The following is a 24,252-nucleotide window of genomic DNA, read 5'->3' as shown; positions in this document are numbered from 1 at the left end:
CAGCCCGGCGTCGGGGGCGGCCCGTCGAGCGGGCTGTCCGCGGAGCCGCCCCGTCGAGCGGGCTGTCCACGGATCCGCCCCGGCGCGCGGACCGGCTGACGGAGCCTAGGCGCGCGGGCGCAGCAGGGGGACTCCGCCGGTGGCGGGCAGAGCCTCCGGCCCGGGGGCCGCGAGCCGGGCGGCGCGGCGCAGGCGGAGGTGGAAGGCGAGTCCGATGGCGGCCGCCGCGATCCCGGAGGCGGCGCCGACCAGCATCGCCTGGCGCGGACCGTAGGCATTCGCGACCCAGCCGATCAGCGGTGCGCCGATCGGGGTGCCGCCGACGAAGATGGCCATGTACAGCGCCATGACCCGGCCCCGCATCTCGGGGGCGGTCGAGAGCTGCACGTAGCCATTGGCCGAGGTCATCAGCGTCTGCGCCGCGATGCCGACGAAGGGGAGCAGGATCGCGAACGCCCAGACCGTCGGCATGACGCCGGCCAGCGCGAGCGCGACGCCGAACGCCGCGGAGGCGCCGACGATGAGCCGGAGCCTCGGGCGGTCGCGGCGAGCCGAGAGGAGCGCTCCCAGCACCGAGCCGACGGCGATGGCGGAGGAGAGCAGGCCGAACTCGCTCGCCCCCATGTCGAACTCGACGGTCGCCATCGTCGAGGCGAAGATCGGGAAGTTCAGGCCGAACGTGCCGATCAGGAACACGATCGCGAGCACCACGAGGATGTCCGGCCGCTTCGACACGTAGCGGAACCCCTCCAGCAGCGCACCCGGGCCGCGGGTGGCGCGCGGGGCGCTGCGGAGCTGGTCGCGGTGCAGCGCGCGCAGCGAGAGCAGGACGGCGAGGAAGCTCGCGGCGTTGAGGAGGAAGACCCAGCCGGAGCCGACCGCGGCGATGAGCACGCCCGCGAGGGCCGGTCCGATCATCCGCGCCGAGTTGAAGGAGGCCGAGTTCAGCGAGACGGCGTTGGTGAGGTCGCGGTCCTCGACCAGCGCCGACACGAACGTCTGGCGCACGGGCGCGTCGATCGCCGCGGCGAAGCCGAGCAGCAGGGCGAAGAGGTAGACCATCCAGAGCTGGACGACCCCGGTCACGACGATGAGCCCCAGGCCGAGCCCGAGCGCGCCCATCGCGCCCTGGGTGGCCATCAGGAGCTTCCGCCGGTCGAAGCGGTCGGCGATGAAGCCGGAGAAGGGCACCATCACGAGCTGCGGTCCGAACTGCAGCGCCATGGTCACGCCGAGCGCCGTCGCGTCGTGGTCGGTCAGGTCGTTGATCACGATCCAGTCCTGGGCCGTGCGCTGCATCCAGGTGCCGACGTTCGAGACCATCGCGCCCGCGAACCAGATGCGGTAGTTCGGCACGGCGAGGGAGCGGAACATCGCGCTCATCGGTCGGCCACCGCGCGCAGGACCGCCGCCGCGTCGTGGAGCAGGCGCAGGTCCTCGGGAGGGAGCTCCTCGAGGCGCGCCACGAGCCAGGCGTCGCGGCTGCGGCGCACGTCGAGCACCAGTGCGGTGCCGGCCCCGGTGGGGCGGATGCGGGTGACGCGGCCGTCGGCGGGGTCGGCCAGGCGCTCCGCGAGTCCTTCGTCGACCAGGCAGCCGACCGTGCGGGTCATCGAGGGCGGGCGGACCCGCTCCGCCTCGGCCAGCTCGCCGAGGGTCTTCGCGCCCTCGCGGTGCAGGAGCGCGAGCACGCTGAACTGCGGATCGCTGAGCTCGTGCTGGGCCTTCTCCTGCCGGAGCCGCCGTCCGAGCCGGCCGACCGCTGCCCGCACCTCGCCCGCGAGGGAGGTCAGCGGGAGATCGGTCTGCGGGATCTCGGTCTGCAGGGTCTTTGTCGATGGCACATAGTTAGCCTAACGAAAGAACTGCCGCTCAGGCGGAGGTCCGCGCGGTCCGCACCGCCCCGATGCTCGCAGCGACAACGAGCGCGATCCCGACGGCCTCGACGGCGCTGAGGCGCTGGCCGAGCACGAGGAAGCCCGAGAGCGCGGCCGCCCCGGGGGAGAGCGACATCAGGATCGAGAAGGTCGAGGAGCGCAGGCGCCGCAGCGCCAGCAGCTCCAGCGCGTAGGGCACCGCGGAGGAGAGCACCGCCACGGCGAGCCCGAGGAGCAGCACCGGCGGCACCACCAGGGCGGGCCCGGCGGAGGCGAGGCCGAACGGCAGCGACACGATCGCGCCGGCCGCCAGCGCCAGCGCGAGCCCGTCGATCCCCTGGAACCGCCCGCCGGTTCGGCCGGCGAAGACGATGTACGCGGCCCAGAGCACTGCGGCTCCCAGTGCGAAGCCGACGCCGACCGGGTCCAGCGCCGAGAACCCGCCCTGCGACAGGGTCACCACCCCGGCCAGCGCGAGCACCGCCCAGACCAGGCTCAGCACGCTCCTCCCGGCGATCACCGAGAGCGTCAGCGGCCCGAGCACCTCGAGGGTGACGGCGGCGCCCTGCGGGATCCGGGCGATGGCCTCGTAGTAGCAGGCGTTCATCCCGCCGAGGGCGAGACCGTAGGCGGCGACAGTGGCCCAGTCGCTCCGGCTGTGGCCGCGCAGCCGCGGACGGCAGACCAGGAGCAGCACGACGGCCGAGAACACCAGCCGGAGCGTGACGGTGCCGATCGGCCCCGCGGCGGGGAAGAGCAGCACGGCGAAGGAGGCGCCCAGCTGCACGCTCGCGACCGACCCGAGCACCAGGCCGATCGAGCCCGCGCTCGCCGGGCGCCGCTCCGGAGCGGCCGCTGCGCTCAGCTGGAGCGCCGCTGCGTCTGGACGGGCGGGACGTTGTAGCCGAGCAGGCCGACGCCGGTCGCGTCCCAGCGCAGCGTGGTCAGCGAGACGTTGTCGACCACCGGGAAGGTGTGCCGGTACGTCTCCGGGTTGATGCCGAGGTAGGCGCACAGCAGGAGGCGGATGAGCGTGCCGTGCGCGACGACGAGCACGCGGCCGTCGGGGTGCTCGCGGTGGATGCGGGCGAGCGAGGTGTTCGCGCGGGCGACGGCGTCGAGGCCGGACTCGCCGCCGGGCATCGGCTGGATGGCCGGCGCCGCGACCCACGCGTGGTATTCGTCCGGGAAGCGCTTCTCCATCTCGTCGGTGGTCAGCCCCTCGCCGCGGCCGAAGTCGACCTCGACCAGCGCCGGGTCGGGCTGCAGCTCGAGGTGGGCCGCCCGCGCGGCGGGCACGGCGGTGCGCACGGCCCGGACCAGGGTGGAGGAGTACACCGCCTCGAGGTCGGCGTCGACGGCCCAGGCGGCCAGAGTCGCCGCCTGGTCCTGGCCCCGGGGGGTCAGCGCGATGTCGGAGGAGCCCGCGAAGCGGTTCTCGGAGTGCCAGACAGTCTCTCCGTGCCGGGCGAGGATCAGGGTCGTCACCCCCTGAGCCTACCGACCGCGCGGGCCCGCGGGCCCCGCGCTCAGGCGGCGGGGACGCCGTAGTGCGCGTCGACCATCACCGGGAGGTGGTCCGAGACGCCCTGGGGCAGCGTGGAGACCCGCTCGATCCGCACGGAGTCGCTGATCGCGAAGTCGAAGTGGCCGCTGAAGTAGCGGTAGCGCGCGTAGGTCGGGGAGTCGCTCCGCGAGACCAGGTAGCCGTTCCGGGTCATCCGGCGGTCGAGTCCGCGGAAGAACCACGGGTAGTTGTAGTCGCCGACCATCAGGGAGGGGGTGTCCGGCGCGTACTCGCGCAGCCGGTTGAGCGCCTCGTCGATCTGCTTGCGGCGCAGGGCGTTGCCGGCCGAGAGCGGGGCGGCGTGGAAGGAGGAGACGGCGATCGATCCGCCGTCGCGGTCGTCGAGGCGGACGGCCAGCAGGCGCTCGTGAGCGGGGGACATCACCCGGTCGTGCATGGACTTGCTGAGCTCGAACGCGGCGCTGCCGGAGAGCTCGAAGCGGTCCTGCGAGTAGTAGACGGCCAGGCCCAGGCGGTTGCGGGCCGTGACGGACGCGAGCCGGAGCGAGCCCACCTCCTGCGGCAGCTTCGTGGTGTCGCACTCCTGCAGGCACAGGACGTCGATGTCGTGGCGGGCGGCGAGGGGGGCGATCTCGGCGTGCGCTCGGTGCTCCCGGAGGTTGTAGGAGATCACGCGGAGGGCGCGTTCGGTCGGCTGCATTTCGCCAGTGTAGGGCGCGCCGCCCGGGCGCCGGCCGACCCTCCGGCGAACACGGAGGGACCTCCTCGGAACGCGGTCGGAGCGTTCGCCGACCGGCCGGGGAGGTCCCTCGCGGAGCCGTGTCAGTGCTGCTCGGTGCCCGAGGCGTCGGTCTCGGCGTCGGTGCCGTGGACGCCGTCGGTGGGGCCCCAGTCGGGCAGCGGGGGGTTCTGCTCCTCGCCGTCGGCGCCGACGCCGTCGGCCAGGGGGGAGGCCGCGCCGCCGACCTCGTCGAGGCCCGCGGAGGTGCCGGTCTCGGTGGCCGGGTCGGGCGTGCGGGCGCCGTCGGTCGTGTCGGTGGGGGTGGGCTCGATGTCGTAGTCGGAGCTGCTCATGTCCCGACGCTACGACTCCGCCGCCCGCGGGGGCACCCCCTTGCGCTCCCGCGAACGACGGAGGCCCCCCGCACCGGGAAGGTGCGAGGGGCCTCCGAGGGGGGAGTGCTCAGCGTCCGTAGGCGGAGGCGGCGGGGCAGTCGAACGGGTCGCCGCCGGCCGACAGGCCGACCTTGTTGAGGTAGCGGACGACGATCGCGTACGACTCCATCAGCGAGGTCTCGGTGTAGGGGATCTGGTGGGTGGTGCAGTACTCCTTGGCGATGACCTGCGCACGGCGCAGCGCCGGGCGGGGCATGTTCGGGAAGAGGTGGTGCTCCACCTGGTAGTTGAGGCCGCCCATGTAGAGGTCGGTGAACCAGGTGCTGCGGATGCTGCGCGAGGTGAGGACCTGGCGGCGGAGGAAGTCGACGCGCGCCTCCTTCGGCAGCAGCGGCATGCCCTTGTGGTTCGGCGCGAACGAGGCGCCCATGTAGAGGCCGAAGACGCCCAGCTGCACGCCGACGAAGGCGAACGCCATGCCGAGGGGGAGGGCCCAGAAGACGACGGCGAGGTAGAGGCCGACGCGGGTGACGAGCATGGTGATCTCGACCCAGCGCTTGTCGACCTTGCCCTTGCCGAACACGGTGCGGAAGCCGTGCAGGTGCAGGTTGAGGCCCTCGAGCAGCAGGAGCGGGAAGAACGCGTAGCCCTGGCGGCGGGTGAGCCAGGCGTAGAGGCCGCGCGAGCGGGCCGCGTCCTCGGCGGTGAAGGAGACGACGTCGCGCTCGATGTCCGGGTCCTTGCCCAGCACGTTCGGGTTCGCGTGGTGGCGGCTGTGCTTGGTCATCCACCAGGAGTAGCTGATGCCGACGAAGAGGTTCGCGAGGGTGCGGCCGGCGACGTCGTTGGCCTTGCCGGACTCGAACACCTGGCGGTGCGAGGCCTCATGGGCGAGGAAGGCGAACTGCGTCAGCACGATGCCGAGGGCGGCGGCGAGCAGGAGCTGGAACCAGGAGTCGCCCAGCAGGACGAAGCCGGTGACGATGCCGCCGAGTGCGAGGACCAGCGCGCCGAACATCGTGTAGTAGAAGCCGGTGCGGCGGCGGAGGAGCCCCGCGTCGCGGACCGTGCTGAGGAGACCGGAGTACTCGGTCGTCGGGTTGACGCGGCCGTCGGCGCGGGGGCGGGTGCGGACGACGCGGGGGGCGCCTCCGGTGACGGACGTGGTGGTGGGGGTGCTCATCGGCGCCTCGCTCTTCGTGGTGACCGTCGGCGTCGACGATCTCTCGGTGAGCGATCCCGACGGGGGCGGTCCGCTCATGGTTCACCGCGTCGGTAGGGGCCGGACGCGGCATCAGGGCGACCGGGGTCAAGGGCAACCTGGTGTGAACACTACGGGGACGGCGGCGGCACCGCACCATGGCGATTGCCAGCCTTCGCCCCGCGCGTGTCGGGAAGGGTGGGTTGCGCCTCCGGCGGGACCGCCGCCGGAGGCGCACGGGCTCAGGAGCCGATCGAGTCCTGCGGGCGGCCGGACTTGAGCGCGGCGAGGCGCGCCTCCACCTCGGTCATCTCACCGAGGTCCTCGAGCGACTCGAACTGCGCGTCCAGGCTCGAGGAGGCGAGCTCCTCCGCGCCGCGGACGCGCGCCTCCTCGCGGCGGATCTTCTGCTCGAAACGGCTCACCTCGCTCGTCGGGTCCATCAGGTCGATGCTCTTCACGGCGTCCTGGACCTGGCTCTGCGCCTCGACGGTCTTCGAGCGCGCGATCAGCTCGTCGCGCTTGCTCGAGAGCTGCTGCAGCTTCTCGCGCATCTGGTTCAGGCCCGACTTGAGCTTGTCGACGACCTCGGTCTGCGAGGCGATGGTCGGCTCGGCGTCCTTCGCCTCCTTCTCGGACTGGATCTGGCGCTGCAGAGCGACCTTGGCCAGCGCGTCGAACTTGTCGGCGTCGCCGGCGCTCCCGCCGGTGCGCAGCTCGTCGGCCTTGCGGCTCGCAGCGAGGGCCTTGCCGCCCCACTCCTGGGCGTTCTGCACGTCCTCGCGGTAGTCGTCCTCGAGCAGGCGCAGGTTGCCGATCGTGGTGGCGATCGCCGCCTCGGCGTCGCGGATGCTGTCGGTGTAGTCGCGGACCATCTGGTCGAGCATCTTCTGCGGGTCCTCGGCCTGGTCGAGGAGCGCGTTGATGTTGGCCTTCGCGAGCTGCGCGATGCGGCCGAAGATCGACTGTCTCTGAGCCATGGGTGTCTCTCCTTGCGTCGTGGGTGGTGCCGGATGTCGGAGGTGGTGCCGGAGTCGTGGGGGAGGTGGTGGTCGTCGGTCGTGCGCGGATGCCCGGGGGCGCTCAGAAGCGCCCGCCGCCGCCGCGGCGTCCGCCTCCGCCGCTGCTGCGCCCGCCGCCGAAGCCGCCGCCGCCGGAGCGCCGGGACGAGCCGCCTCCGCCGAAGCCGCCGCTGAACCCCCCTCCGCCGAAGCCGCCCGAGCGGTAGCCGCTGCGGCGTCCGCCTCCCAGGAGCGACTCGACCAGGATCCCGCCGAGGAACGCGCCGGTGGTGTCGCCACCGTAGGGGCTGCCGACGGCGTTCGGGGCGGAGTAGGCGCCGGCGTCGGCCCGCGCCCGCTCGAGCGCCTGCTGGGCGAGCTGCGAGGCGCGCTGGGCGGAGGCGAGAGCCTCGCGGGGGTCGGTGGCGGCGATGCGCTCGGCGTACTCGGCCGAGCGGGCGGCCTCGGCGACGCGGGTGCGCGCCTCCGAGCCGACCGCGCCGCGGCGGGCCGCGATGAAGTCCTCGGCGGCCGAGACGCGGCTGCGGGCGGAGGTGAGCTCGGCGCCGAGGGCGGCCCGCTCGCGCTCGCGCTGGGCCTGCGCGTCGCGGAACCCGCCGACGGCGGCGTCGATCGTGGCGTCGGCGGCGGTGAGCGCCTCGAGCAGGGCGAGCGGGTCGTTCGGCCGCACGGAGGCGGCGCGCTCGACGTCGTCGAGGGCGGCCTCGGTCGAGGCGACCGCCGCGGCGACGTTCTGCGCCTGGGCGGCGGACTCCGCGTCCGGGGAGGCGGCGAGCGCTCGTCCCTGCGTCACGTCGGCGCGGATCTCGGCGATGCGGCCGGCGAGCGACGCCTCCGCCTTCTGCAGCTCGTCGCCCCTCGTCGCCACCGCGTCGACGAGCCCGGAGGCCTGCTCGGCGGCCTGCTGCCCGGCGCGCAGCAGCACGGCGGCGCGGCCGGAGTCGCCGGCCTGCAGCGCCTGCTGGGCGCCGGCGAGCTGGTCGCGGGTGAAGCGGAGGCGGTCCTCGGCCTGGTCGGCGTCGTCGCCCACGTCGTCGATCGCGGTCGGCGCGTAGCGGGAGGCGAGCTCGGCGAGGCGGGCGCGGGCCGAGGGGAGGCGGTCGCCGACCTCGGCGGCGCGGGCCGTGAGCGCGGCGGCGACCTGCGGCGCGTTCTTCTCGAGGTCGCGCAGCTCCTCGAACGCACTCGCGCGCTCGTCGAGCGTCTGCTCGGCGTCGGCGCAGAGCTGGAGGATGCGCTGGTAGCCGTCGCGGCGCTCCTGATCGGTCTCCGGCTCGGCGTCGTCGAGGCGCTGCTGCAGGGTGAAGGCCTCGCCGAGCAGGTGCTTCGCGGTGACGAGCGCCTCGCGGAACGCGCCGGTCGCGTCGGCGCCGAACTGCGCCTCCGCGAAGCCGACCTCCTGCTCGCTGGTGCGGACGGCGTCGTCGGCGTGGACGAGGGCCGATCCGGCACGGGTGGCGAGCTCGTCGATCGAGGCCTCCACCGCCTCCTGGGCGCGGCGCTTCCGCGCGCGGCGGACGAGCAGCAGCACCACGAGGCCGACCACGACGAGGGCCGCGAGCACGCCGAGCGCGATCAGCAGCCCCGAGCCGAGGGACTCGCCGGCGCTGGGCGCGTCGAGGCGCTGCCCGATCCCGTCGGCGGCGGCCACCGCGGCTCCGGCCCAGTCGCCGTCGGCGAGCCTCGGCTCGATGTCGTCGGACTGGAGCGAGGAGACCTGCGCGTCGTCGAGGGCGAAGCCCTGCGCGACCGACACCTGGTACTGGCGGGCGTCGACCGCGACGGCCAGGAGGACGTCGTCGGTGCCCAGTCCGTTGCGGGTCGCGGTCTCGTCCGCCCACGCGGCGCGGTCGGACGGATCCGTGAAGGAGTCGACGAAGGCGACGAACAGCTGCACGCGGTGCTGGTCGTAGAGGGCCCGCGAGGCCTGCTCGATCTCGGCGGTCTCTCCGGAGCTCAGCACCCCGACCGAGTCGAGGACGGTGGAGGAGGAGAAGGAGACGGGCGACTCGGCCGTCGCCGCGGTCGCGGGGACCAGCGCGAGGACCGCGGCGATCAGGAGGGCCGCGAGCGCCGGCAGCAGCCGGGAGCTCACGGGGTGGTGGGGTCTCGCCGGCATCGCGCACACTCCTTCGTCGTCGCCTCCCGAGTGTAGACAGCCCGGGTGTCCGAGCAGGGGTCGGGAGGCGGCAGGCCGTCGACCGCGTGCCCGGGGCGCGGGGGATGGGAGAACGCCGGGAGGAGGAATGACCGTGCTCCGCTCGCGGTTGCCGCCCGGAGTGCGCCGCAGGTGCACGTGCCTCCCCCCTCAGGGCAGCCCCCTGAGACAGCTCCGTAGAAAGGCGATCCCGTGGATCCGTTCTCCCCCCTCACCGCCGGCGACCTCGACCTCCCCAACCGCATCGTCCTGGCACCGATGACGCGACTGCGCTCCGACGAGCAGGGCGTGCCCGGCGCGATCGTCGCCGAGTACTACGCCCAGCGCGCGAGCATGGGCCTGCTGATCAGCGAGGGCGTCTTCCCCAGCGCCGAGTCCAAGGGCTACGCCGGGCAGCCCGGCATCGAGACCGACGCGCAGGCCGCGGGCTGGCGCGCCGTCGCCGACGCCGTGCACGCCGCGGGCGGGCGCATCGTCATGCAGCTGATGAACGCGGGCCGCGTCTCGCACACCGAGATCACCGGCACCGACCGCATCGTCGCCCCGAGCGCCGTCGCCATCGACGGAGAGGTGCACACCCCCTCCGGCAAGAAGCCGTTCCCGGTGCCGCACGCGCTGACCACCGAGGAGCTGGCGACCGTCCGCGACGAGTTCGTCGCCGCCGCCCGCCGCGCGATCGACGCCGGCTTCGACGGAGTCGAGGTGCACGGCGCCAACGGCTACCTGCTGCACGAGTTCCTCTCGCCCGTCTCGAACGTGCGCACCGACCAGTACGGCGGGACCCCGGCCGAGCGCGCCGCGTTCCCGCTCGAGGTCACCCGCGCGATCGTCGACGAGGTCGGAGCGGGCCGCGTCGGCATCCGCCTCTCGCCGGCCCACAACATCCAGGACGTCGTCGAGACCGACGCCGACGACGTGCGCGCCACCTACGAGGCCGTCGTCGACGGGCTCGCCCCACTCGGCCTGGCCTACCTCAGCGTCCTGCACGCCGAGCCCGCCGGCGAGCTGGTCCAGGACCTCCGCTCGCGCTTCGACGGCGTCTTCATCGCCAACAGCGGCTTCGGCTCGCCGACCAGCCGCGAGGAGGCGACCGAGCTGATCAGCGAGGGCCACGCCGACGCCGTGGCCGTCGGCCGCCCGGCGATCGCCAACCCCGACCTGGTCGAGCGCTGGCAGGGCGGGCACCCCGAGAACGAGGTCGTCCAGGAGACGGTCTACGGCGGAGGAGCCGAGGGCTACACCGACTACGAGCCCCTCTCGGCGTAGTCGCGACTCACGCGGAAGGCCCGCTCCCTCGAGGTGGAGCGGGCCTTCCGCGTACCGGGGGGATCAGCTCTCGCTGCCCCGGCTCTTCAGCTCGGACTCGATGCGGGCGTCCTGCTCGGGCGAGAGCTCGTGGTCCTCGTCCTCCGGGCCGGCCGTCTCGCCGACGCGGCCCTCGCCGAGGGCGTGGATCGAGGTGATCTCGTCCTCGAGCGCGGCGTCGCGGTCGTGCTCGCTCACGAGCCGGTCTCGATCTCCCCGGCGGAGACGGCCTCGGCGTACTTGCGGAGGTCCGGGCCGGGCTCGAAGTCGATGAAGCGGTCCTTGAGGCGCGCGTTCAGCTCGGCGAACACGTCCTCCCAGGGCTCGCCCTTCTTGCTCGTCGCGAGGTCGAGCACCGCCTCGCGGAGGACCCTGTCCGAGTCCTCGAGGATCTTGTCGCGGGCTTCGTCGTTCCAGCGGATGTCCTGTGCGTCCATGCTCCGACCGTAGGCGCGGGGCCGGGGCGCCCCAAGGACTTGCGGGCGGGGGGCGGGAGGCGTAGGAGCCCCCGCCGCTCCGCGCTCAGGAGAGCGCCGGCAGCACCTCGCGCTCGAACAGCTCGATGCCGGACCGGTCGTAGGCGGCGTCCGGGAAGTAGAGGATGCCGTAGTCCATCCCGCGCGACTGCATGCCGGCGAGCCGGTCGACGATCTGCGCGGGAGTGCCGACCGCGAGCGCGTCGGGGCTGCGGTACTCGGCGACGAAGGACGCCGCTCCCTCCGCGCCGAGGTACGGGACCACGCGCTCCTCGAGACGCTGCAGCGCCGCCTCGACCTCCGCCTCCGTCTCGCCGATCACGACGTTGTAGTTCGAGCTCCGGGTGATCGCCGAGAAGTCGGTGCCCAGGCGCTCGCAGTGCCCGCGGAGGACCGAGCTCTTGTGGTCGAACGCCTCCGGGGTCCCGGCGAAGTTCGTGTACTGCGCGTACTGGGCCGCGATCCGCAGCGTGACCTTCTCGCCGCCGCCGGCGACCCACAGCGGGATGCCCCCCTCCTGCAGGGGCAGCGGCCGGTTCTGCGCGCCGTCCACCTGGTAGTAGCGGCCGTCGAGGGTCGCGGACCCGGTCGTCCAGGCCTGCTGCAGGATCTGCACGCCCTCGTCGAGCCGGCCCAGCCGCTCGGCGATCGGCGGGAAGCCGTAGCCGTACGCGCGCCACTCGTGCTCGTACCAGCCGCCGCCGATGCCCATCTCGACCCGCCCGCCCGAGACGATGTCGACGGTCGTCGCGACCTTGGCGAGGTAGGCGGGGTTCCGGTAGCCCATGCAGGTGCACATCTGGCCCAGCCGCACGCGCGACGTGGTGGCGCCGAACGCGCTCATCAGCGACCACGCCTCGTGCGTCGCCTCCTCCGTCACCTGCGGGACGGTGTGGAAGTGGTCGTAGACCCAGATCGACTCCCAGGCGCCGTCGTCGGCGTGCCGGGCGAGGTCGCTCATGGTGCGCCACTGGTCGGCGGCCGGGACGCCGACGAGGTCGTGGCGCCAGCCCTGGGGGATGAAGAGTCCGAATCGCATGCCGCCGACCCTAGGGCGGCCCGGCCCCCGAGGTCGAGGGGGTCGCGGTGCTCGCGTACGCTTCCGACCGATGCTGACCTTCACAGAGGATCTCGGACTCCCCGTCCTCGCGCTGATGATCCTCGCCGCCTTCGCGGCCGGCTGGATCGACGCGGTCGTGGGCGGCGGCGGACTCCTCCAGCTCCCCGCCCTGCTCCTCGTGCCGGGGATCTCGCCCGTGCAGGCGCTCGCCACGAACAAGCTGGCCTCGATCTTCGGCACGACCACCAGCGCGATCACCTACTACCGGCGTGCGAAGCCCGATCTGCGCACCGCGCTGCCGATGGCGGCGGTCGCCCTCGCGGGCAGCTACGGAGGCGCGACGCTCGCCGGCCTCCTCCCGGCCGCGGTGTTCAAGCCGATCATCGTCGTCGCGCTGATCGTGGTCGCCGTCGTGACGATCGCCCGCCCGGCACTGGGCAGCGTCACGGTGCTCAAGCACGCGGGCCGGCGCCACCTCGTCACGGCGGCGGTGCTGGGACTCCTGATCGGCTTCTACGACGGCCTGATCGGACCGGGCACCGGCACCTTCCTGATCATCGCCCTGATCACCGCGCTGGGCTACGACTTCCTGCTCGCCAGCGCCAAGGCGAAGATCGTCAACGTCGCGACCAACCTCGGCGCCCTGCTCTACTTCGTGCCGGGCGGGCACGTGATCTGGCTGCTGGGCCTCCTGATGGGCGCCGCCAACGTGGCGGGCGCCTACCTCGGCTCGCGGATGGCCGTCGCTCGTGGCAGCCGCTTCATCCGGGTCGCGTTCCTCGTCGTGGTCGGCGCCCTCATCCTCAAGGTCGGCTCCGACGTCTGGACCGAGAACCTGGCGCCGCTGCTGCGCTAGCGCGGGCTGGGGACCGAGCCGCGGAACGAGGACGGGACCCCCGCCGCAGCAAGGGGTCCCGTCCTCGTTCCGATCGCTCGGCGCTCCGCTCCGCCGACCTCAGCCGAAGGGGATCGAGCCGACCAGCACGCCGACGGCGAGCATGACCAGCGAGACGACGACCGCTCGCCACAGCACCTTGCGGTGGTGGTCGCCGAGGTTGACCGCGGCGAGGGAGACGAGCAGGAGGATCGCCGGGACCAGCGGGCTCTGGAGGTGCACCGGCTGCCCGGTGATGGAGGCGCGCGCCATCTCGACCGGCGAGATGCCGTAGTTCGCCGCGCTCTCGGAGAGCACGGGGAGGATGCCGTAGTAGAACGCGTCGTTCGACATGAAGAAGGTCATCGGGATGCTGAGCACGCCGGTGATCACGGCGAGGAACGGGCCGAGCGCCGGCGGGATCACCGCGACGACCCACTCCGCCATGGCGTCGACCATGCCGGTGCCGTTGAGGACGCCGATCAGCACACCGGCCGCCAGCACCATCGACACGACGCCCACGATGCTCGGCGCGTGCTTGACGATCTCGGCCGCCTGGTCCTTCATCTTCGGGAAGTTGATCAGGAGGGCGACCGCGGAGCCGACCATGAACACGTAGGGCAGCGGCAGGATGTCGGCGACCAGCAGCGTCATCACCGCGAGGGTCAGGACCAGGTTCACCCAGATCAGCTTCGGGCGCAGCGTCTCGCGCTCGGGGTCGAGCATCGTATCGGCCATCGCGGTGTCGGCGTCGTCGGCCTGCACGCGGGCGGCGACCGCCACCTGGGCTCCGCGCAGGGCCTGGGGACCGCGGAGGAAGGAGAAGCGCTCCCGGGCGACGGTGCGGATGCCCCCGGTCAGGGCCGCGAGGCCGCCGGTGCGGGCGCCGCCCGAGCGGGAGGAGGAGCCGCGGCCGGCGCCGACGAGCTCCTGCTCGAGCATCGGCTCGGCCAGCGCGAGCGAGCCGAGGCGGCGGCGCTCGCCGAGCCCGAGGAACCAGGCGAAGACGAGAGTGACGGCCAGGCCCACCGCGAGCGACGGGAGCATCGGCACGAAGATCTCGCTCGGCGAGACCTGGAGGGCCGCGGCGGCGCGCACCGTCGGTCCACCCCAGGGGACGATGTTGAGCGTGCCGTTGGCCAGGCCCGCGACGCAGGTCAGCACGACCGGGTTCATCCCCAGGCGCAGGTAGATCGGGAGCATCGCGGCGGTGGTGACGATGAAGGTGGTCGAGCCGTCGCCGTCGAGCGAGACCGCACCCGCGAGCAGCGCCGTGCCGAGCACGACCTTCGCCGGGTCGTCGCCGAGCGCGCGGACGATGAAGCGGATCAGCGGGTCGAAGAGCCCGACGTCGATCATGATCCCGAAGTACATGATCGCGAACATCAGCAGCGCGGCCGTGGGCGCGAGGCTGCCGATCGCCTCGAGGACCATGTCGCCGATGCCGAGGCCGGCGCCCGCGAAGAGGCCGAAGATCGTCGGCACGACGATCAGGGCGACCATCGGCGTCAGCCGCTTGGTCATGATCAGGGCCATGAAGGCCAGGATCATGGTGAAACCGAGTACTACCAACACAGCTGACTCCTTCGTCCAGTGCCTCCGCCCGCGCTCGGCGGGAGAGCCGGCCGGGAGATGGTGGAAACCCTAGGCAGCTCCGCGTCCGGCGCCGGGGTATCGCTCATTACGGCGACATCTGCGCATAGTGTGGCTTCTGCGCATTCTGCGCACGACGACGGCGAGGAGGCCCCGATGCGCTTCGCGACCCACGTCCTGGTCCTGCAGCTCGCCACGGTGTCGGCCGCCGTGCTGGTCTGCGCGGGGCTCGTCACCGCGCTCAGCATCCAGCAGCTGCGCGGCGAGGCGGAGGGCACGGCGCTCGCCATCGCCCGCACCGTCGCCGAGGACCCCGACGTGCAGGACGCGGTCGCCGCGTCCTCCGCCGTGCCCGGCGCTCCCGCCGCCTCGGAGCTGCGCGGCGGACCGCTCGAGGACGTCGCCGCCGCCGTCGAGCAGCGCACCGGCGCGCTCTTCGTCGTGATCACCGATGACCAGGGCATCCGCCTCGCCCACCCCGACGAGGACCGCCTCGGCGAGCGGGTCTCGACCAGCCCCGACGAGGCGCTCGCCGGGCGCGAGAGCGTCTCGTGGGGCACCGGCACGCTCGGCGAGTCGGCACGGGCCAAGGTCCCGGTCTTCGCCGCGGGGGAGCAGCGGGTCGTCGGCGAGGTCAGCATCGGCTTCGCGCGCTCCAGCGTCTTCACCGACCTGCCGACCGCGCTGCTCGGCGTCCTCGCCGCGGCGCTCGCCGGGCTGGTGCTCGCCGCCGTCGCCTCCGTCTTCATCCGCCGCCGCCTGCTGCGCCTGACGCTCGGCCTCGCCCCGGAGGAGCTCACCTCGCTCGTACAGGACCAGGCCGCCGTGCTCGACGGAGTCGACGAGGGCGTGCTCGCGCTCGACCGCGACGGGCGCGTCGGCGTCTGCAATGCGCGGGCCGCCGCGATCCTCGGCTCCGACGATCCGACCGGGCGGGCGCTGCACGGGCGGCCGCTCGCGGAGCTCGACCTGCCCGTTCCGCTGGCCGACGCGATCGGCGCCGCGCTGGACTCCGTCGAGCCGCCCCGCCCCGGGGGCGAGGAGGGCTTCGTCGTCCGCTCCCGCATCGTCTACGTCGACATCCGCCGGGTGACCCGCGGCGACCGCGACCTGGGCGTGGTGGTGGTGCTGCGCGACCGCACCGACCTCGCCGCGCTGAGCCGGCGCCTCGACGCGGTCGGCGCGATGACCAACGCGCTCCGGGTGCAGCGGCACGAGTTCGCCAACCGCCTGCACGTGGTCGCGGGCCTGCTGGATGCGGGGCGGACCGCGTCGGCGCGCGACTACCTCGACGAGGTGCTGACCCGCGGCCCGCTCAAGTACCCGGTGCAGCACGCCGACCGGCTGCAGGAGCCGTACCTCCAGGCGCTCGTCGGCGCGAAGGGGATCGAGGCGGCCGAGCGCGGCGTGCTGCTGACGCTCGGTGAGGAGACGCTGGTGCGCGGCACCGTCGTCGAGCCGGAGGACGTCGCCACGGTGGTCGGGAACCTGGTGGACAACGCGGTGCGCGCGGCGGTCGAGGGGCGGCGCGACGTGCGCTTCGTCGAGGTCGAGCTGCTCGACGACGGCGACGCGCTCTTCGTGACGGTCGCCGACTCCGGCGACGGAGTGCTCGATCCGGACTCGCTGTTCGACCGGGCCGGCGCGGGCGACCCCGTCGAGGACGACGGTCGCGTGCACGGCCGCGGCTTCGGCCTGCCGCTCTGCCGCGAGGTGGCCGCCCGGCGCGGCGGCGAGGTCTGGCTGGCGGACGCCGGCGGAGCGGAGTCGGGGGCCGTGCTGTGCGCGCGCCTCCCCGGAGCGGTGCGGCCGCCGGAGCAGGACGGGGACGGGTCATGAGCGCGGACACGGCGCGGGAGCGCACGGTGCTGGTGGTGGACGACGACTTCCGGGTCGCGCAGCTGCATGCGGACCTGGTCGAGGCGCGGCAGGGGCTGACGGCCCTTCCCCCGGTGCACACGGCGCGCGCGGCGCGGGCGGCCGTCGCCGAGCACGCGCCCGATCTGCTGCTGCTCGACGTGCACCTGCCGGATCAGAGCGGGATCGCGCTGCTCCGCGAGCTCGACACCGACGCGTTCGTCGTGAGCGCCGCCTCCGACGGGGCGACGGTGCGGCGCGCCCTGCACGCGGGAGCGCTCGGGTACCTCATCAAGCCGTTCGAGGCGCGCCTGCTCGGCGAGCGCCTCGACGCGTACGTGCGGTTCCGGAACGTGCTGCGGGAGGACCGCGCGGCCGATCAGGAGGCGGTGGAGCGGGCGCTGCGCATCCTGCACTCGGGCGACGCGACCGCCGCGCAGCCCTCGCGCTCGGCGACCGAGCAGCTCGTCCTGGCGCGCCTGGCCGAGTCGGGCGCCGAGCTGTCGGCCCTCGAGGTGGCCGAGCGCGCCGGCATCTCGCGTGCCACCGCCCAGCGCTACCTCTCGGGTCTCGCGGGCCGCGGCCTCGTCGAGATGACCCTCAGCTACGGCACCACCGGCCGCCCGGAGCACCGCTACCGCGCCCGCTGACCCTCCGCGAGCGGAGTCCGCGCTCGAGCCGGCGGGGCGTTCTCGGCGGTCGGGACCCGCTCTCGGGGACCTGAGCGCCTAGGGGAGCTGACTGCGGAGCACCGGCGTGCGGTGCTCGGTCGAGCCGAACGGGGGATCCGCGTGTCAGCGGATCCTCCTAGGCGGTCGGGACCCGCTCTCGGAAACCCGACCGCCCGTGGGAGCCGACTGCGGTGCGCCGCCCTGCGGTGCACGAGACGGCCCGTCGAACGGGCGATCCGCGTGTCAGCGGATCGTCGTAGGCGGTCGGGACCCGCTCTCCGGGACCCGACCGCCTAGGGGAGCCGACCGCGGTGCGCCGCTCCGCGGCGCACAGGACGACTCAGTGCGTCGCGTCGACGTCCGCGCCCGCGGCCTCGGCCACGCGGCGGCGCTCGGCGGCCTCGGCGGCCATGCGGCGGCCCTTGGGGCTGACGAGGGAGGCGATCACCGTGATCACGAGGACGCCGATGATGACCGAGAGCGACAGTCCGGTGCCGATCTCGAAGACCTCCACGTGCTCGCCGTTGTTGATGAACGGCAGGTTGTTCTCGTGGAGCGCGTGCAGGATCAGCTTCACGCCGATGAAGGCGAGGATCGCGGCGAGGCCGATGCTGAGGTAGACGAGGCGGTCGAGCAGGCCGTCGATGAGGAAGTACAGCTGGCGCAGGCCCAGAAGCGAGAACGCGGTCGCCGTGAAGACGAGGTACACGTCGCTGGTGAGGCCGAAGATCGCCGGCACGCTGTCGAGGGCGAACAGGATGTCCGTTCCGCCGATCGCCGCCATGACGAGGATCATCGGCGTGAGGACCTTCTTGCCGTCGATGTGCGTGTAGAACTTGTCGCCGTCGTACTGGTCGCTCGTCTTGAAGATCCGCTTGGCCAGGCGCACCATCACGTTGTCGCTGGAGTGGTCGTCGCCCGGCTTGACCAGGTTGAACGCGGTCAGCAGCAGGATCAGGCCGAAGATGTAGAAGACCCAGGCGAACGAGTTGATCAGTGCGGCGCCGAGGAAGATGAAGCCGGTGCGGGCGATCAGCGCGAAGACGATGCCGAAGAGGAGCACCTTCTGCTGGTCGGCGCGGGGCACCTTGAAGCTCGCCATGATGATGAGGAAGACGAACAGGTTGTCGACCGAGAGGGCCTTCTCGGTGATGTACCCCGCGAAGTACTCCGATCCGGGTGTCGCTCCGCCGAAGACGAGGACGCCGAGCCCGAAGAGCACGGCGATGCCGACGTAGAGCGCCGACCAGATCGACGACTCCTTCAGCGTGGGCTCGTGGGCCTTCCGGACGTGGAAGAAGAAGTCGAAGAGCAGGAGCAGGACGATGAAGACGATCGTCAGGGTCCAGATCAGGGGCGATACGGTCATGAAGGGGCTGGCCTCGCTCGTGAAGGGGGTCGGGGGACGGTCGCGGGGGTCGCTCGTCAAGGGAAAAGGTAGCGAGGCACCGTGACGAGCAGGGTGCCCGCCGATGGATCGTGAGTATCTTCTCAGTTCTCAGCGCGTCCCTCGCGCCCAGCGGCCGGAGCGCCACACTGGTCACCATGACCGGCGCCGCTGTCGACAGGACCTTCCAGGACGCCTCCGGCGTCGTCATCCACTACCGCTGGTGGCCGCACCCCTCGCCCCGCGCGATCGTGCAGCTGGCCCACGGGGTCGGCGAGCACTCGGGGCGCTACGTCGAGCTGGCGGAGGCGCTGGTCGCCGCCGGGTACGCGGTCGCGGCGGACGACCACCGCGGGCACGGCCGGACCGGCCTCGAGCAGCACGGCGGCGACTCCTCCCGGCTCGGACTGCTGGGTCCGGGCGGCCTGCGCGCGACCGAGGCGGCGATCCTCCGGCTGACGGAGCTGCTCGCGGAGGAGAGCCCGGGAGTGCCGATCGTGCTGCTCGGCCACTCCTGGGGGTCGCTCATGGCACAGCGGATCGTCGACCACCACTCCGGCGCCTACGCCGCGCTCGTGCTGAGCGGCACGGCCTACCGCCTCCCCGGGCACATGAACGCGGGCGACCTGGCGAAGCGGCACCGCGTCGCCGGTGGCCTCGGCCTCGAGTGGCTCTCCCGCGACCCGGAGGTCTGGCAGCGGTTCCACGACGACCCCCTCACCTTCACCACGCCGCTCGCGAAGCGGATCGGGCTGGTCGAGACCCTGCGGCTGGTCGGCCGCCCGAAGCGCGGGCCCGAGCATCCGCTGCCCCTGCTGCTGGTCGTGGGCGCCGACGACACCCTCGGCGGCGAGCGGTCGGTGCGCGCGCTCGCCCAGGCCTACCGGCGGCGGGCCGGGTACACGGACGTCTCGGTGCGGGTGTACCCGGAGGCGCGGCACGAGCTGTTCCAGGAGCTCAACCGGGCCGAGGTCACGGCCGATCTCGTGGAGTGGCTGGGCGAGCGCTTCCCCGCCCCGGCTCGCGCCTAGGCTGGCGTCATGCATGGCGAGTACAAGGTCCCCGGCGGAAAGCTCGTGGTCGTCGACCTCGACGTGGTCGACGGGAGGTTCGCCGGGTTCCGCCTGGCGGGCGACTTCTTCCTCGAGCCCGACACGGCCCTCGACGACATCGACCGCGCGGTCGTGGGCCTCCCGGCCGAGACCGACGCGAAGTCCATCGCCGCCGCCATCCGGCAGGCGCTCTCGGCCGACGCGGTCCTGCTCGGCTTCACGCCCGAGGCCGTCGCGGTCGCCATCCGCCGCTCGCTGCAGAAGGCGACCAGCTGGCGCGACTACGACTGGCGCATCGTGCACGACCGGGCCGTCCCTCCCGCGACCCACCTGGCGCTCGACGAGGTGCTGACCGCCGCGGTCGGCGAGGGCCGTCGCGAGCCGACGCTGCGGATCTGGGAGTGGGACCAGCCCGCCGTCGTCATCGGCAGCTTCCAGTCGCTCCGCAACGAGGTCGACCTCGACAACGCGGCGAAGTACGGCGTCGACGTGGTCCGCCGCATCTCGGGCGGCGGCGCGATGTTCATGGAGGCGGGCAGCGTCGTCACGTACTCGCTCTACGTCCCCGGCGACCTCGTCCAGGGGCTGACCTTCGCCGACTCCTACGCCTTCCTCGACGAGTGGGCCGTCAACGCGCTGCAGTCGCTCGGGATCGACGCGGTCTACCAGCCGCTCAACGACATCACGTCGCCCTCGGGCAAGATCGGCGGCGCCGCGCAGAAGCGCCTGGGCTCCGGCGCCGTCCTCCACCACGTGACCATGAGCTACGACATCGACGCCGAGAAGATGGTGCAGGTGCTGCGGATCGGCCGCGAGAAGCTCTCGGACAAGGGCATCGCCTCCGCCGTGAAGCGCGTCGACCCGCTGCGCAGCCAGACCGGGCTCAGCCGCGCCGAGATCATCGAGCGGATGAAGGCGACCTTCGTGCAGCTGCACGGCGGCGAGGCGGGGACTCTGACCGAGGAGGAGTACGCGGCGGCGGAGGAGCTGGTGCGGACGAAGTACTCGACTCCGGAGTGGCTGCGGCGCGTCCCCTGACCGGCGGGTCCGGGGCGGCGGTCGCCGGCGCGTGGACCCGGAGTGGAACGCGGCGGGCCGGTCCGGCGGGAGCCCCTCAGCTCGCGAGGAGCTCCTGGTAGTCCGGGTGATCGGCGATGAACTCGGCGACGAACGGGCAGGCCGGGACGATGCGCCCGCCGAAGCGCTCGTGCGCGTCGTCGAGGGCCGCCTCGACGAGGGTCTCGCCGAGGCCCTCGTGGCGGTGCTCGGGCGCGATCTCGGTGTGGAGGAAGACCACGTCGCGGCCGCGGACGGCGTAGTCCGCGACTCCGACGGTCTCGCCGTCGAGCCAGAGCGTGTAGCGGGACGAGTCCTCGTCGTGGCGCACCTCGGAGATCATCGCGCCACTCTACGCCGGAGCCTCCCGGCACCCGTCGAGCGCGGGCGCGAGGCGCGGAGCGTGTCGCCGGGCTCGCGCGCACTGGCACAATTGCCGGGTGCCCAGGACGATCCAGATCGCGGACGGCGTCCCGGAGTCGCGGAGCGCGGTGTTCCACGCCGACAACCTCGAGGTCCTGCCGCAGCTGGCCGACGGGGCCTTCACCGTCGTCTACCTCGACCCGCCGTTCAACACGGGCCGGGCGCAGGTGCGCACCTCGACCACCTCGGTGCGCTCCACCACTGGCACGATCGCCGGCTTCAAGGGGCGCAGCTACGAGCGGATCCGCGGCGACCTGCTCCGCTACGACGACCGCTTCGACGACTACTGGTCGTTCCTCGAGCCGCGTCTGGCCGAGGCGTGGCGGCTCCTCGCCGACGACGGCACCCTCTACCTCCACCTCGACTACCGCGAGGCGCACTACGCGAAGGTGCTGCTCGACGCGCTCTTCGGCCGCGAGTGCTTCCTCAACGAGATCATCTGGGCCTACGACTACGGAGCGAAGGCCACGCGCCGCTGGCCGACCAAGCACGACACGATCCTCGTCTACGTGAAGGACCCGCGCGGCTACCACTTCGACTCCGCCGCCGTGGACCGCGAGCCGTACATGGCCCCGGGCCTGGTGACCCCCGAGAAGGCCGAGCGCGGCAAGCGGCCGACCGACGTGTGGTGGCACACGATCGTCTCGCCGACCGGCCGCGAGAAGACCGGGTACCCGACGCAGAAGCCGGAGGGGATCCTCCGCCGCATCGTGCAGGCGTCCAGCCGTGAGGGCGACGCCGTCCTCGACTTCTTCGCCGGTTCCGGCACGACCGGCGCCGTCGCGCACGCTCTCGGCCGCCGCTTCGTCCTCGTCGACGAGCACGCCGACGCGGTCGCCGTCATGCGCCGCCGCTTCGCCGCCCTCGACCCGGCGCCGCTCTTCCTCTGACGCGGGCCCTCTCGACTCCTCAGACGTCGCCGTCCTCGCTCGCCACCCCCCCCGCGACTCCTGCGCACCCGTGCGGAATCGGCGAATAACCTGCCTCCGGGTCCACGACGGGGTCTGCTGAACGTGGCCGAGCGACTGCCGGCGCGCCCAGAACACGGAAGTCGCGGTACTCGAGAGCGAGTACCGCGACTTCTGCGTACTCGCGGGCCGGGGTCAGCTGCTGGCGCGGACGACCAGCGACGTCGGCATCAGCGTGCGGTGCTCCACGGGGAGCCCCTCGATGCGGGCGGTCAGCAGCTCCACCATGCGGGCGCCGAGCTCGTCGGGGAGCTGGCGAACGGTGGTCAGCGCGGGGACGGCGTTCCGCGCGAAGAGATCGTCGTCGAAGCCCACGACGGACACGTCCTCGGGGGTCCGGCGGCCGGCCTCGCGGAGGGCGGCGTAGGCGCCGACCGCCATCTGGTCGTTCGCGGCGAAGACGCCGTCCAGGTCGGGGTCGCGGTCGAGGAGGCGGCGCATCGCCTCGGTGCCGCTGGCCGGCGAGAAGTCTCCCCACTCGACGAGGTCGTCCGCGAGGCCGGCGTCGGTGAGTGCGCCGCGCCAGCCGATCAGGCGGTCGACGCCCGGCGGCATGTCGGCGGGGCCCGCGATGGTGGCGATCCGGCGCCGGCCGCGCTCGATCAGGTGCGCGGTGGCGACGGCGGCACCTTCCGTGTTGTCCACGTCGACGAAGTAGGAGCCGCGCTCGTCGGGCGAGAGCGGTCGGCCGCCGAAGACGATCGGCAGCGTGCCCGAGAGCGCCGCGTAGGAGTGGTCGCCCGAGTGGTGCGAGACCACGAGCGCGCCGTCGACATTGCCGCCGAGCAGGTACCGCCGCGTCTTCTCGCCGTCCGTCTCGGACGCGATCAGCATCGAGAGCGTGTAGTCCGTGTCGGCCAGGCGCATCGCGGCGCCCTGCACGATCGAGGCGAAGAACGGGTCCGCGAAGACGCGCGCGGTCGACTCCGGCACGATCAGCGCGATCGACTGCGTGCGCCGCGAGGCGAGCATCCGCGCCGCGTGATTGGGCACGTAGTCGAGCTCGCCGATCGCCTTCTCGACGGCGGCCACGATCTCGGCCGCCACCTGCGGGGCGCCGTTGACCACCCGCGAGACCGTCGCGCGCGAGACTCCGGCCCGCGCCGCGACCATCTCGAGGGTGGGGGGGCGGCCCCCGCCGCGGACGCCCGTCGGCTCGCTCACGGGTCAGTCCAGGATCGCCGCGGCGCTGCCGCCGAGCAGTCGGGAGTAGACCAGGCCCGAGTCCTTCACGATCCGCTCCTGCGTGTCGTAGTCGACGCGCACGATGCCGAAGCGCTTCTCGTAGCCCCAGGCCCACTCGTAGTTGTCGAGGAGGGACCAGACGAAGTAGCCGCGGACGTCGGCGCCCTGGTCGATCGCGTCGGCGACCTTCTCGACGTGGTCGAGCACGTACTGCGTGCGGTCCGCGTCGTGCACGCGGCCGTCCTCGACGACGTCGTCGTAGGCGGCGCCGTTCTCGGTCACGTAGAGCGGAGGGAGGTTCTCGTACTCCAGGCCCAGGCGGGTCAGCAGGTAGCGCAGCCCGTCGGGGTTCACCTCCCAGTCCATCGCGGTGCGCGGCAGACCGCGCGACGGGAAGGTGATGGACTCGGAGCCGACCCAGGGGGAGCCGACCTCGCGGTCGGTCGCCTGGGCGAAGTCGTCGGCTCCGGCCGGCAGCGGATGCGCAGAGACGTTGTCGTCGTGGTAGTGGTTCACGCCGAGGAAGTCGAGCGGGAGCGAGATGAGATCGAGGTCGCCGTCGACGATCAGCTCGTCGAGCCCGAGCCCGGCGACGTCCTCGAGCAGGTCCTCGGGGTACTCGCCGCGCAGCAGCGGGTCGAGGAAGATCCGGTTCTGGAGCGCGTCGAAGCGGCGTGCGGCGTCGAGGTCGGCCTCGTCCTCGGGGTCGTCGGGGACGGCGTTCGAGAGGTTGAGCGTGATGCCCAGGTTCTGCGCTCCGAGCTGCCGGAGCGTCGAGACGGCCAGCCCGTGGGCGAGGTGCGTGTGGTGCACGGCGGCGAGGGCCTTCTGCTGCGAGATCACGCCGGGGGCGTGCACGCCCGCGCCGTAGGAGAGCAGGGTCGAGCAGAACGGCTCGTTGAACGTCGTCCAGTGCTGCACCCGGTCGCCGAGGCTCTCGTAGACGGCCTCGGCGTAGTCCCGGAAGCGCTCGGCGGTGTCGCGGTTCGCCCAGCCGCCGGTCTCCTCGACGGCCTGCGGGAGGTCCCAGTGGTAGAGGGTGAGCCACGGCAGCACGCCGGCGCCGAGCAGCTCGTCGACCAGGCGGGAGTAGAAGTCGAGGCCCTCGGGGTTCACGGCGCGGTCGCCCGGCTTGACGCGCGCCCAGCTGACCGAGAAGCGGTAGGAGCCGAGCCCCAGCTCCTTCATCAGCCGCACGTCCGCGGGCATCCGGTGGTAGTGGTCCACCGCGACCTCGGGGGTGTCGCCCTTCGCGACCGCTCCGGGTACGCGGGAGAACGCGTCCCAGATGCTGTCCTCCTTGCCGCCCTCGTGGCCGGCGCCCTCGATCTGGGCGGCGGCGGTCGCGGATCCCCAGAGGAAGCCGGCGGGCCAGTCGCGGACGGCGAGCCGGTCGGCGCGGGCGATCTGCTCCGAGAGGCTCGGGGTCGCGGGGGAGGGGGT

The 24,252-nt window shown here is 73.0% G+C and carries 24 protein-coding genes; 7 read left to right on the top strand and 17 right to left on the bottom strand.

Features of this window, described 5'->3' with window-relative positions; translation table 11 throughout:
• Nucleotides 1-105: 105 nt before the first annotated feature.
• The 9 genes from C5D66_RS10645 to C5D66_RS10605 form a co-directional block, all read right to left on the bottom strand.
• Complete coding sequence (locus tag C5D66_RS10645) at nt 106-1,383, bottom strand: MFS transporter (RefSeq protein WP_104256499.1); 1,278 nt, start codon at nt 1,381-1,383, stop codon at nt 106-108.
• Nucleotides 1,380-1,844: a MarR family winged helix-turn-helix transcriptional regulator gene (locus C5D66_RS10640; RefSeq protein ID WP_258061339.1), complete on the bottom strand. Its 465-nt coding sequence runs from the start codon at nt 1,842-1,844 to the stop codon at nt 1,380-1,382. The genes C5D66_RS10645 and C5D66_RS10640 overlap by 4 nt, the downstream gene beginning before the upstream one ends.
• A 28-nt stretch (nt 1,845-1,872) precedes the next feature.
• A complete protein-coding gene (locus tag C5D66_RS10635) occupies nt 1,873-2,685 on the bottom strand; it encodes a DMT family transporter (protein ID WP_244229480.1) in 813 nt (270 codons plus the stop codon).
• Nucleotides 2,686-2,738: 53 nt separating this feature from the next.
• A complete protein-coding gene (locus C5D66_RS10630; RefSeq protein ID WP_104223854.1) occupies nt 2,739-3,365 on the bottom strand; it encodes a histidine phosphatase family protein in 627 nt (208 codons plus the stop codon).
• Nucleotides 3,366-3,406: 41 nt separating this feature from the next.
• The gene (locus C5D66_RS10625; protein WP_104223855.1) at nt 3,407-4,105 is read right to left on the bottom strand and encodes an endonuclease/exonuclease/phosphatase family protein; all 699 of its coding nucleotides are present in this window, start codon (nt 4,103-4,105) and stop codon (nt 3,407-3,409) included.
• 122 nt (nt 4,106-4,227) lie between these two features.
• Nucleotides 4,228-4,479, bottom strand: coding sequence for a hypothetical protein (locus tag C5D66_RS10620; protein ID WP_104246865.1), 252 nt, complete (start codon nt 4,477-4,479; stop codon nt 4,228-4,230).
• 109 nt (nt 4,480-4,588) lie between these two features.
• Entirely contained in the window at nt 4,589-5,704 is a 1,116-nt protein-coding gene (locus tag C5D66_RS10615) for an acyl-CoA desaturase (RefSeq protein WP_104226226.1), read from the bottom strand.
• A 260-nt stretch (nt 5,705-5,964) separates the two neighbouring features.
• Nucleotides 5,965-6,702 (bottom strand): PspA/IM30 family protein, encoded by a 738-nt coding sequence (locus C5D66_RS10610; RefSeq protein WP_104223858.1) that lies wholly within the window; start codon nt 6,700-6,702, stop codon nt 5,965-5,967.
• Between the two features lie 103 nt (nt 6,703-6,805).
• Entirely contained in the window at nt 6,806-8,863 is a 2,058-nt protein-coding gene (locus C5D66_RS10605; protein ID WP_104256500.1) for a TPM domain-containing protein, read from the bottom strand.
• Between the two features lie 231 nt (nt 8,864-9,094).
• On the opposite strand from C5D66_RS10605, the gene C5D66_RS10600 reads away from it, so the two are divergent.
• Nucleotides 9,095-10,168 carry an alkene reductase gene (locus tag C5D66_RS10600; RefSeq protein ID WP_104238614.1) on the top strand — a complete coding sequence of 358 codons (1,074 nt, stop codon included), beginning with the start codon at nt 9,095-9,097 and terminating at the stop codon, nt 10,166-10,168.
• A 63-nt stretch (nt 10,169-10,231) separates the two neighbouring features.
• Here the strand turns inward: C5D66_RS10600 and C5D66_RS17170 are convergent, their stop codons facing one another.
• From C5D66_RS17170 to C5D66_RS10590, 3 genes are all read right to left on the bottom strand, one after another.
• The gene (locus C5D66_RS17170) at nt 10,232-10,405 is read right to left on the bottom strand and encodes a hypothetical protein (protein ID WP_160035225.1); all 174 of its coding nucleotides are present in this window, start codon (nt 10,403-10,405) and stop codon (nt 10,232-10,234) included.
• On the bottom strand, nt 10,402-10,644 hold the full coding sequence (locus tag C5D66_RS10595) for a hypothetical protein (protein ID WP_068251275.1): 243 nt from the start codon (nt 10,642-10,644) through the stop codon (nt 10,402-10,404). Before C5D66_RS10595 ends, C5D66_RS17170 begins: the two co-directional genes overlap by 4 nt.
• 85 nt (nt 10,645-10,729) lie before the next feature.
• The gene (locus C5D66_RS10590) at nt 10,730-11,722 is read right to left on the bottom strand and encodes an LLM class F420-dependent oxidoreductase (RefSeq protein WP_104246861.1); all 993 of its coding nucleotides are present in this window, start codon (nt 11,720-11,722) and stop codon (nt 10,730-10,732) included.
• Nucleotides 11,723-11,792: 70 nt separating this feature from the next.
• Here C5D66_RS10590 and C5D66_RS10585 point away from each other — a divergent pair, with 70 nt between their 5' ends.
• The gene (locus tag C5D66_RS10585) at nt 11,793-12,599 is read left to right on the top strand and encodes a TSUP family transporter (protein WP_104223862.1); all 807 of its coding nucleotides are present in this window, start codon (nt 11,793-11,795) and stop codon (nt 12,597-12,599) included.
• Nucleotides 12,600-12,698: 99 nt separating this feature from the next.
• Here the strand turns inward: C5D66_RS10585 and C5D66_RS10580 are convergent, their stop codons facing one another.
• On the bottom strand, nt 12,699-14,168 hold the full coding sequence (locus C5D66_RS10580) for a CitMHS family transporter (protein WP_104233156.1): 1,470 nt from the start codon (nt 14,166-14,168) through the stop codon (nt 12,699-12,701).
• A 198-nt stretch (nt 14,169-14,366) separates the two neighbouring features.
• Here C5D66_RS10580 and C5D66_RS10575 point away from each other — a divergent pair, with 198 nt between their 5' ends.
• Together C5D66_RS10575 and C5D66_RS10570 are read left to right on the top strand one after the other, a co-directional pair.
• Nucleotides 14,367-16,049: a sensor histidine kinase gene (locus C5D66_RS10575; protein WP_104256683.1), complete on the top strand. Its 1,683-nt coding sequence runs from the start codon at nt 14,367-14,369 to the stop codon at nt 16,047-16,049.
• Nucleotides 16,046-16,717, top strand: coding sequence for a response regulator (locus tag C5D66_RS10570; protein ID WP_104223865.1), 672 nt, complete (start codon nt 16,046-16,048; stop codon nt 16,715-16,717). Before C5D66_RS10575 ends, C5D66_RS10570 begins: the two co-directional genes overlap by 4 nt.
• Before the next feature lie 361 nt (nt 16,718-17,078).
• Here C5D66_RS10570 and C5D66_RS10565 read toward each other — a convergent pair whose 3' ends face one another.
• Nucleotides 17,079-18,107, bottom strand: a complete 1,029-nt coding sequence (locus tag C5D66_RS10565; RefSeq protein ID WP_104223866.1) for a TerC family protein — start codon at nt 18,105-18,107, stop codon at nt 17,079-17,081.
• A 176-nt stretch (nt 18,108-18,283) separates the two neighbouring features.
• On the opposite strand from C5D66_RS10565, the gene C5D66_RS10560 reads away from it, so the two are divergent.
• Together C5D66_RS10560 and C5D66_RS10555 are read left to right on the top strand one after the other, a co-directional pair.
• Nucleotides 18,284-19,156: an alpha/beta fold hydrolase gene (locus tag C5D66_RS10560; RefSeq protein WP_104233159.1), complete on the top strand. Its 873-nt coding sequence runs from the start codon at nt 18,284-18,286 to the stop codon at nt 19,154-19,156.
• 9 nt (nt 19,157-19,165) lie between these two features.
• On the top strand, nt 19,166-20,215 hold the full coding sequence (locus C5D66_RS10555; protein ID WP_104256678.1) for a biotin/lipoate A/B protein ligase family protein: 1,050 nt from the start codon (nt 19,166-19,168) through the stop codon (nt 20,213-20,215).
• A gap of 76 nt (nt 20,216-20,291) precedes the next feature.
• Here C5D66_RS10555 and C5D66_RS10550 read toward each other — a convergent pair whose 3' ends face one another.
• A complete protein-coding gene (locus C5D66_RS10550; protein ID WP_104238619.1) occupies nt 20,292-20,576 on the bottom strand; it encodes a GNAT family N-acetyltransferase in 285 nt (94 codons plus the stop codon).
• A 97-nt stretch (nt 20,577-20,673) separates the two neighbouring features.
• Here C5D66_RS10550 and C5D66_RS10545 point away from each other — a divergent pair, with 97 nt between their 5' ends.
• The gene (locus C5D66_RS10545) at nt 20,674-21,546 is read left to right on the top strand and encodes a site-specific DNA-methyltransferase (RefSeq protein WP_104225160.1); all 873 of its coding nucleotides are present in this window, start codon (nt 20,674-20,676) and stop codon (nt 21,544-21,546) included.
• Nucleotides 21,547-21,759: 213 nt separating this feature from the next.
• On the opposite strand, the gene C5D66_RS10540 is transcribed toward C5D66_RS10545, so the two are convergent.
• Both C5D66_RS10540 and C5D66_RS10535 read right to left on the bottom strand, forming a co-directional pair.
• On the bottom strand, nt 21,760-22,737 hold the full coding sequence (locus tag C5D66_RS10540) for a LacI family DNA-binding transcriptional regulator (protein WP_104256682.1): 978 nt from the start codon (nt 22,735-22,737) through the stop codon (nt 21,760-21,762).
• A 54-nt stretch (nt 22,738-22,791) separates the two neighbouring features.
• Nucleotides 22,792-24,216, bottom strand: a complete 1,425-nt coding sequence (locus C5D66_RS10535; RefSeq protein ID WP_104326906.1) for a GH1 family beta-glucosidase — start codon at nt 24,214-24,216, stop codon at nt 22,792-22,794.
• Nucleotides 24,217-24,252: the final 36 nt, after the last annotated feature.

Origin of the sequence: Rathayibacter sp. AY1B4, from assembly GCF_002932815.1 — a bacterium.
In the GTDB taxonomy this organism is placed as follows: domain Bacteria; phylum Actinomycetota; class Actinomycetes; order Actinomycetales; family Microbacteriaceae; genus Rathayibacter.
This window is presented reverse-complemented; position numbering and strand designations above follow the sequence as displayed.

What these genes read in the sequence shown, in the direction of transcription:
- C5D66_RS10645 (WP_104256499.1), bottom strand. Translation starts at nt 1,383, where the DNA reads ATGAGCGCGATGTTCCGCTCCCTCGCCGTGCCGAACTACCGCATCTGG.
- C5D66_RS10625 (WP_104223855.1), bottom strand. Translation starts at nt 4,105, where the DNA reads ATGCAGCCGACCGAACGCGCCCTCCGCGTGATCTCCTACAACCTCCGG.
- C5D66_RS10620 (WP_104246865.1), bottom strand. Translation starts at nt 4,479, where the DNA reads ATGAGCAGCTCCGACTACGACATCGAGCCCACCCCCACCGACACGACC.
- C5D66_RS10615 (WP_104226226.1), bottom strand. Translation starts at nt 5,704, where the DNA reads ATGAGCACCCCCACCACCACGTCCGTCACCGGAGGCGCCCCCCGCGTC.
- C5D66_RS10610 (WP_104223858.1), bottom strand. Translation starts at nt 6,702, where the DNA reads ATGGCTCAGAGACAGTCGATCTTCGGCCGCATCGCGCAGCTCGCGAAG.
- C5D66_RS10605 (WP_104256500.1), bottom strand. Translation starts at nt 8,863, where the DNA reads ATGCCGGCGAGACCCCACCACCCCGTGAGCTCCCGGCTGCTGCCGGCG.
- C5D66_RS10595 (WP_068251275.1), bottom strand. Translation starts at nt 10,644, where the DNA reads ATGGACGCACAGGACATCCGCTGGAACGACGAAGCCCGCGACAAGATC.
- C5D66_RS10590 (WP_104246861.1), bottom strand. Translation starts at nt 11,722, where the DNA reads ATGCGATTCGGACTCTTCATCCCCCAGGGCTGGCGCCACGACCTCGTC.
- C5D66_RS10585 (WP_104223862.1), top strand. Translation starts at nt 11,793, where the DNA reads ATGCTGACCTTCACAGAGGATCTCGGACTCCCCGTCCTCGCGCTGATG.
- C5D66_RS10580 (WP_104233156.1), bottom strand. Translation starts at nt 14,168, where the DNA reads ATGATCCTGGCCTTCATGGCCCTGATCATGACCAAGCGGCTGACGCCG.
- C5D66_RS10575 (WP_104256683.1), top strand. Translation starts at nt 14,367, where the DNA reads ATGCGCTTCGCGACCCACGTCCTGGTCCTGCAGCTCGCCACGGTGTCG.
- C5D66_RS10570 (WP_104223865.1), top strand. Translation starts at nt 16,046, where the DNA reads ATGAGCGCGGACACGGCGCGGGAGCGCACGGTGCTGGTGGTGGACGAC.
- C5D66_RS10565 (WP_104223866.1), bottom strand. Translation starts at nt 18,107, where the DNA reads ATGACCGTATCGCCCCTGATCTGGACCCTGACGATCGTCTTCATCGTC.
- C5D66_RS10560 (WP_104233159.1), top strand. Translation starts at nt 18,284, where the DNA reads ATGACCGGCGCCGCTGTCGACAGGACCTTCCAGGACGCCTCCGGCGTC.
- C5D66_RS10555 (WP_104256678.1), top strand. Translation starts at nt 19,166, where the DNA reads ATGCATGGCGAGTACAAGGTCCCCGGCGGAAAGCTCGTGGTCGTCGAC.
- C5D66_RS10550 (WP_104238619.1), bottom strand. Translation starts at nt 20,576, where the DNA reads ATGATCTCCGAGGTGCGCCACGACGAGGACTCGTCCCGCTACACGCTC.
- C5D66_RS10540 (WP_104256682.1), bottom strand. Translation starts at nt 22,737, where the DNA reads ATGGTCGCGGCGCGGGCCGGAGTCTCGCGCGCGACGGTCTCGCGGGTG.